This is a genomic window from Kitasatospora sp. NPDC056327, assembly GCF_042261735.1.
Lineage (GTDB): Bacteria > Actinomycetota > Actinomycetes > Streptomycetales > Streptomycetaceae > Kitasatospora.
This window is the reverse complement of the sequence record NZ_JBHJRC010000073.1, coordinates 1-3,615: the sequence shown is the minus strand read 5'-3', so window position 1 is coordinate 3,615 and position 3,615 is coordinate 1. Positions and strand designations below refer to the sequence as shown.

Genomic DNA, 3,615 nt, shown 5'->3' with positions numbered 1-3,615 from the left:
TCTTCAGGACCCGCACCTCACCCGTCACCGGCGGCTGCGCGGCATTGGGAGCCGTCACCTGCACACCCGTCGACGCGTTCGCCGCGGTCAGCACCAACGGACCGAACACCGGGTCAGCCGGAAGCACGTACCCAGCGGGCGCAGCGGTCTCGCGCCAGTAGTAGGTGCCGACCTGGACCGTCCGGGTACACAGACCGTCCGCACCGGTGGTGCAGGAGGTACCCACCTGCGTGTCCGGGGTGGCACCGGTGGTCTGGAGACCCGGGACTCCGTTGGTCTCCTGCCAGAAGTCGAACACACCGCCGGCCAGCGGCGCGTTGGTCACCGCGTCCGTCTTGAGGACGCGCACCTCGCCGGTCACCGGGGGGAGGGCCATGTCCGCGGCGGTGACCTGCACACCGTCGGCGGCGTTCAGCGGGGTCAGGACCAGCGGGCCGAAGACCGGGTCGGCGGGAAGGGCGTACCCGGGCGGCGGCGTGGTTTCGAGCCAGTAGTAGGCGCCGGTCAGCACCGTGCGGCTGCAGAGGCCGTCCGCGCCCGTGGTGCAGGAGGTGCCCACCTGGGTGTCGGGGAGGACGCCGGTGGTCTGGAGACCGGGGATCCCGTTGGTCTCCTCCCACAGCTGGAAGACGGCGCCGGCGAGCGGCAGACCGGTCACCGCGTCGGTCTTCAGGACCCGCACGTCACCCGTCACCGGGGACTCCGGTACGTCCGCGGCCGTCACCTGGACGCCGGTCGGGGCGTTCAGCTCGGTCAGGATCAGCGGCCCGAAGTTCGCGTTGGCCGGTAGTGCGTAGCCCGGCGGCGCCGCGGTCTCCCGCCAGTAGTAGGTGCCGAGCGGCACGGTCCGGGTGCAGAGGCCGTCCGCACCGGTGGTGCAGGAGGTGCCCACCTGGGTGTCCGGGTTGATGCCGGTGGTCTGGAGACCGGGGATCCCGTTGGTCTCCTCCCACAGCTCGAAGACGCCGCCCGCGAGCGGAGCGCCCGTCACCGCGTCCGTCTTCAGGACCCGCACCTGGCCCGTGACCGGGGTGACGGCGCAGTCGGGCAGGCTGCCGGTGAAGGGGTAGGCGTGGAACTCCTGGCCCCCGCCGCCGGTGGGCGAGCTGGTGTGGGTGAGTGCGCCGGTGGTGAAGAAGCGGCCGTTCACGCCCGGCAGGGTGACGGTGGTCTGGGAGGCCTGCTCGCCGACCAGGACGCTGCCCTGGAACTGGCCGGTGCCGGCCAGGGTGACGGTGGTGGCGTCCGGGAAGTTCCACAGCAGGCGCTGGCGGTAGGCGTTCAGCGGGTCGGAGTCGCTGATGCCGCCGCTGAAGGTGTTGATCGTCCGGTTGGCGCCGGTCAGGTTGACCAGGACGGTGGCGTTGGCCGGGATGTTGGCGAAGGTGATGCCCTGCTGGGCGCCGCCGAGGCCGGTGAGGTCGAAGTCGACGTTGAAGACCTGGAGGGCGGAGAGGCCGTCGCCCGTGAACAGGGTCTCGAAGCCGGAGTTCACCGCGACGCCGGTCGGGGTGCGGGGCAGGCCGTTGACCCGGGCGTAGCAGTCGGAGGCACTGGTGAGCTGGTCGCGCAGGCCCGCGTACGGCTGGATGGCGTTGGCGTCCTGGACGAGGGTGCCGGTGACGTTGCCCGTGACGGTTCCGGCGTGCCGGACGACGCCGCCCTCGGCCACCAGGGTCTGGCCCGCGGCGACGGTGACGTTGCCGCCGGTGGTGAGGAAGTCCGCACCGTCGGGCGGGGGGACCCGGGAGCCGACGCCGACGATGCCGATGTTGTAGATGGAGCTGCCGCCGACGTCCTTCGACTGGTCGAAGTTGTTGAGGACGACGATCCGGCCCTCCGCCTCGGCGGCGCGGCCGCGGACCAGGAAGTCGGAACCGACGAAGACGTTGATCCCGTTGTCCCGGCCGGCGAAGGCGCCGTTGTTGATCGGAGGGAACGGGTCGGGACAGCTGCCGGGGACACAGGGCCCCAGTCCGCCGGGGAGGGTCGCGGCCTCGGCGGAGACGGCGCCGGGGCCGAGGGCGAGGACGGGGACGAGGGCCGAGACGACGGTGCACGGCAGCGCCAGGGCGACGGCCTTGCGGCGGACCCGGGCTAACAGACGGTTGAGGGAAGCCATAGTCGTAGCGTCCGGCAGCGTGTCCGATCACGGTCACCTGAGGGGCGTTCACCTACGCTGATCGGTGCGCGGGCGCACCCGCTCAGACCAACCGTCACCTCGCGGGCGCGGTCCGACGCGGGCTCAGGACGCCTCGTCCCAGGGGGAGGCCGCCCGGTTCCCGGTGCCGTCGCAGGTGCGGCAGATCTCGTCGCGGTAGGCGTGCTTGGCGCCGGTGGCGTCGACCCGGTAGCGGACGTAGACGCCGGTGCCGTCGCAGAGGAAGCAGTTGCCCCCGCCACCGCCGACCTCGGTGGTGCCGGTGCCCTGGCAGGTCCGGCAGCTGAGCCCGGCGGTGCGGCCGGTGCCCGCGCAGATGCGGCAGACCGTGGTCATCGTCTTCCTCCCGGGTCGGAACCCAGTTCATGGTAGGCGGTGCCCGGTGGGCCCCGGGCGGGTCCTGCCCAACCCTGCCGGGGCGGAACCCCGCCCGGTGGGCCCCGGCCCGGGCCCGGCCGTCCGCCGCGCCGCCGCCCGCCCGCTCCGCCGGCCGCCCCCGGCCGCCCCTGCCCGCCCTCTGCCGCCGCGGGCCGCCCCTGGTCGGCGGCGGCCCGCGGCCCGGCGGGCCTGGCCGGGGCGGCTCAGCCCGGCAGGCCCTCGCCGACCCGGCGGGAGACGGAGATCTGCTGGAGGTCGAGCATCCCCGGCGGATCGGCGAGCCCGGGGCCGCCGGCGTGCACCCACTCGGCGATCTCGCCGATCATGTCGTCGGCCAGGACCCAGCCCAGCCAGACCGGCCGGCCGCCGGCCGCGCGGCCCTCGCTCGACGGCCCGACCACCACGACGTTGGAGTGCGCGCAGGTGTCCAGGCACTTGACGGCCCGGACCCGCCCCGCGTCGCCGACGGCCGCGCGCAGCCGCTCGTACTGGCCGGCGTGGTCCACGCCGGGGTGCTTCTCCTGGGTGCCGCAGCAGCAGCCGCGGCAGACGGTGACGGTCACCGGGGACTCCGGGCCGCGCCCGCCCCGCCCGCCGGTCTGCCGACCGCCCTGCCTGCCCGCCCGATCGCGTTCGCGACGGCTCATGCTCCCTCAGTCCTCCTCGTTCCCCAGGGCCCGCTGCCACGCCCGTTCGCGCGGCAGCCGAAGGCCGTTGAGGCCGACGATCACGGTGGAGCCCTCGTGCCCGGCGACGCCGGGCGGCAGGGGCAGCGTACCCGCCAGGTCCCGGACGACCAGGACGGTGATGAAGCCCCCGGCGATCACCGGGTTCTGCACCACCGGGCGGCGGGCCCGCCGGGAGAGGGCGACCACGGCGGGGACGGCCGCCGGTTCGTCGCGGACCACGACGGCGTCGGCGGTCTCCGGGGCGACGGGCCGGGCCGGCCCCGGCGAGTCCGCGGCCGGCTCCCTGACGGACCGCCGCAGCGCCGAGGCCGATGGCGTGCAGGACTTGCCAAGGGGTGAGTGACAGTGCTCGCGGCGCTTTCCGAACGGCGCTGTAGTCGGTGCGCC

3 protein-coding genes and 1 pseudogene are annotated in these 3,615 nt (G+C 74.5%); all 4 read right to left on the bottom strand.

Features of this window, described 5'->3' with window-relative positions; translation table 11 throughout:
• The coding region (locus ACFCX4_RS13540) for a choice-of-anchor A family protein (RefSeq protein WP_376141648.1) at window positions 1-2,122 on the bottom strand (2,122 nt) is incomplete at its 3' end.
• 123 nt (window positions 2,123-2,245) lie between these two features.
• Window positions 2,246-2,497: a hypothetical protein gene (locus ACFCX4_RS13535; RefSeq protein WP_030302164.1), complete on the bottom strand. Its 252-nt coding sequence runs from the start codon at window positions 2,495-2,497 to the stop codon at window positions 2,246-2,248.
• 245 nt (window positions 2,498-2,742) lie between these two features.
• Window positions 2,743-3,186 carry a (2Fe-2S) ferredoxin domain-containing protein gene (locus ACFCX4_RS13530; RefSeq protein WP_376141645.1) on the bottom strand — a complete coding sequence of 148 codons (444 nt, stop codon included), beginning with the start codon at window positions 3,184-3,186 and terminating at the stop codon, window positions 2,743-2,745.
• A gap of 6 nt (window positions 3,187-3,192) precedes the next feature.
• Window positions 3,193-3,615: pseudogene (locus tag ACFCX4_RS13525) on the bottom strand (hypothetical protein); the annotation flags it as partial.

Excerpts from the sequence above, each read along its gene's own strand:
- ACFCX4_RS13530 (WP_376141645.1), bottom strand. The coding sequence starts at position 3,186 with ATGAGCCGTCGCGAACGCGATCGGGCGGGCAGGCAGGGCGGTCGGCAG.
- ACFCX4_RS13535 (WP_030302164.1), bottom strand. The coding sequence starts at position 2,497 with ATGACCACGGTCTGCCGCATCTGCGCGGGCACCGGCCGCACCGCCGGG.